The sequence below is a fragment of the Kitasatospora griseola genome, from assembly GCF_014648555.1.
Taxonomy (GTDB): domain Bacteria; phylum Actinomycetota; class Actinomycetes; order Streptomycetales; family Streptomycetaceae; genus Kitasatospora; species Kitasatospora griseola.
Genome location: NZ_BMRI01000091.1, coordinates 1 through 3,003, shown reverse-complemented (window position 1 = coordinate 3,003; position 3,003 = coordinate 1). Strand labels below are relative to the sequence as shown.

Here is a 3,003-nt window from a genome sequence, read left to right as displayed (position 1 = left end):
CGGGCTGGTTGGCCTTGACCACCAGCAGGTAGTGCGCCTTCTTTTCCTCCACGAGGAAGCGCGCGTGGGCGCGTTGGCGGCGTCCAGGCCGAGGCGGGCACCAGCAGAACGGCTTGGTGGATCTGGTCGGTGATTGTCATGCCGACCGAGTAGGACAGCCATCGGCCGCGCTGCCCGAATGCAAGCCGCTGGAGTGCCGCAACGTCGCACTGGACGCGGAGAACGCGGAACGCTGGCGCGAGTTCTTCGCCCGGCTGGAGGCCGCCCTCGCGGACGGCGCCACCCTGGCGCCCTACGTGAGGCACAGGCTCCAGCAGCGGCACGAGGCCGTCGCCCGGTTCCTCGACAAGCACCTGCCGGAGGCATCAAAGTGAAGACCGCCCAGCCCACCCTCGCCGAGGTCCACGCCGCCCGGGACGAACTCCTTGCGAAGGCCGCGCAGGAGGGCCGACGTCTGACAGTCGCCGAGCTGGCCGGGCACCTCGGCCTGAAGCGGCCGACCTTTTACAACCGGTTCCCCGAAGTCGCGGCCGAGTTGGTCAACATCGCGGCCGAGGCCGGTCACAAGGCCACAGGACGCCCGCGCAACGATCGCGCGGCGGAGCTGGAGAAGAAGCTGACGCTGCTACGGCGCGAGCGGGACGACCTCCGCCGGCACCTCGACATCTACGCGGACCACATTCGGCGCCTGACCATGGAGAACGCGAGCCTACGGCAGGAACTGGAAAGCCGGAGCGGCGTCACCGTCCTGGCTCAGCGACGCCCGTCCCAGTGACCGACAGGTGGGCCCAGCCGACGGCCGAGCCCCACCATGGGTCGATCAGGCGGCGACGCCGAGCTCGCTGCGGATGCGGTGGGCGAAGTCGCGCACGGCCGCTTCCCGGCGCCAGGGGCTGAGAGCGGCATTGAGCTCGCGGACGTAGTCCAGGGCCCGGCTCGACTGGACGCGGGCGAGGATGTCGATGGGTTGCCAGCGGGGATCCGTCGGCTTGCGCCTTAGCGTTGCTCGCCCAGCATGGCGATGCCTCTGCCGTTCGCGCTCAGCACGAGCAGCCTGTCGCTGTCGAGGTGCGGGACACGTGGCGGTGGGTCGTGCGTGAGGCTCGGCAGGAAACCGGCCACCATGCATGTTAGCGTCTTATCGAGCCGAGAACTGGAGCATCACGCCAGAAGTCCAAACTAGCAGCAACGAGTTCCACGCTTCCACCGCAACCTCCCGCAAGAGTAAGTCATTCAACACCGTGGGGGAATATGACCTACGATCCGATTGCCGAGGAGTATTATGGTGAACGGCATGTCACATCAAGGAACTTTGACGCCGCAACTACAGCCTCCTTGAAACCTCTACATTTTGAGATTGCTGCCAGCGGGCCAATACTTGAAATTGGCGCAGGTCGGGGGCGCGTCCAAGAGTACCTGGGTGTCGCAGGAAATCGTGTAATCCAGGTTGACATCTCCCTGGGAATGCTAAGTTTGCAGCCTAGAGAGATGTCCGCAGGAAGGATTGTCGCAGCGGCCGAGAATCTGCCTTTCGCTGACTCGTCCTTCAGCCTGGCTGTCGCATTCCTTTATGATCCATTCAACTACTCCAGAGCGTATCGAGAAATTGCACGCGTACTGGGACCCAGTGGTTTGTTTATCGGCACCCTCCCCAGTCAAGCATGGGGCCTCCCTCTCCGACGCTCTCTCGATCTGCCAGAAACAGAAACTGAATTCGTACTTCATGACGGCAGTCGCGTTCGCCGCCCTTCTCGCCTAACTTCGCACCGCGCGATCCGCGCCCTAGCGGAGAAAGCGGGGCTGATCGCAGAGCTCATTGAGGACTTTCCGATGCCTCGCGACGTTTCTAATATATCTCCACATGTGAAGCTGCCTGCACAGATTCTGGGTATATCGCCATTTGATCTCCCTTTGATCACCGTAGTGATTGCCCGAAAGGGTGCGTAGATCATGGAGCGTCAGGCTGTCATTTTCCGAGGGATTCAACTTTTCTCCAGCATCCTGGCTGGTTGGATTCTCGGAGCAAGCTACGTTCCCAAGGTGGTGATTATATTACCGCTCTTGGTGGCGATGGCGACTTTAGGGATTGAATTTCGAAAAGCCAGGAAGAGGTCACATGAAACGATCAGGAACCATCTAATAACCCTTTTCACCATGCTTGATCTCGCTCCGAGGAGCGACGCTAGAAGCACGATTCATGTGCCGGTCCGCAGATTCCTTCGGAAGGGCGTATGGTTCAGGCAGGTCTGCGAATATGTCCCAAACGGAGGCGGTGGCGGGCGCTATCTGCCCAGAGGCAAGGGGATAATTCAGAAATCTTACACTTCGCGCGCAATTCGCACGGAGAATTTCCATTCGGACGAGGATTATCGTCTGCGCATGGTCGAGGAATATAACTACACGGAAGAGGAGACGAGGGAAAGAACTATCGACCGGCGATCCTATTTGTGCATTCCAATCATTGAATTCGACAAGGTGCTAGGCCTCCTGTATTTCGACGCTCGCACAGAGGGCATATTTCCGCTTTCTGGGTCCGCTGGGCTTCAGGAGACGCTTGAGAATGTCAGCGATATAGTGCGAACCATTCTTCTGAAGGGTTGAAGAGTTGCGCGCCCGGACGCGCGCCCAGCATGACCAGACCCGCGACCCAAGGCTGCAAAGCGCTGTCCTTGCAGGTCATCGCCCATCCGCAGCGTCTCGATACGCCGGTAGTTCACCATCTCGCCGGCCTGCTCACACATCTCCCCTGCCCGCGCCACCGCGGCCAGATAGTGTCAGTTCGCCTCTGGAGGGATCTCGCCAGGGTGCTCACCGCCGGGACCAGCGTGCTGGATGGCGGAAAATCGTCCGGATTCCTACCCCGGCCATCAGCCTGGTCGAACGTCAGAGCGTGATCTTTCTCCTCGGCCCGCAGCGCGGTGAGCAGGGTTGTTGCAAAGTTCCGTGATCTTGTAATCCTGCTGGTCAAATGATGCCCAGCAGGTCGAGTGGGCGGGTGAAGGG

4 protein-coding genes are annotated in these 3,003 nt (G+C 60.8%); all 4 read left to right on the top strand.

The features are described from left to right. Window positions 1-113 precede the first annotated feature (113 nt). The 4 genes from IEZ12_RS37190 (at window position 114) to IEZ12_RS37175 (ending at window position 2,601) form a co-directional block, all read left to right on the top strand. Entirely contained in the window at window positions 114-374 is a 261-nt protein-coding gene (locus IEZ12_RS37190) for a hypothetical protein (protein WP_189278843.1), read from the top strand. Then, window positions 371-775, top strand: a complete 405-nt coding sequence (locus IEZ12_RS37185) for a hypothetical protein (RefSeq protein ID WP_189278841.1) — start codon at window positions 371-373, stop codon at window positions 773-775. Before IEZ12_RS37190 ends, IEZ12_RS37185 begins: the two co-directional genes overlap by 4 nt. Window positions 776-1,251: 476 nt before the next feature. Further along, complete coding sequence (locus tag IEZ12_RS37180; protein WP_189278839.1) at window positions 1,252-1,947, top strand: class I SAM-dependent methyltransferase; 696 nt, start codon at window positions 1,252-1,254, stop codon at window positions 1,945-1,947. A gap of 3 nt (window positions 1,948-1,950) precedes the next feature. Beyond that, a complete protein-coding gene (locus IEZ12_RS37175) occupies window positions 1,951-2,601 on the top strand; it encodes a hypothetical protein (RefSeq protein ID WP_189278837.1) in 651 nt (216 codons plus the stop codon). Window positions 2,602-3,003: the final 402 nt, after the last annotated feature.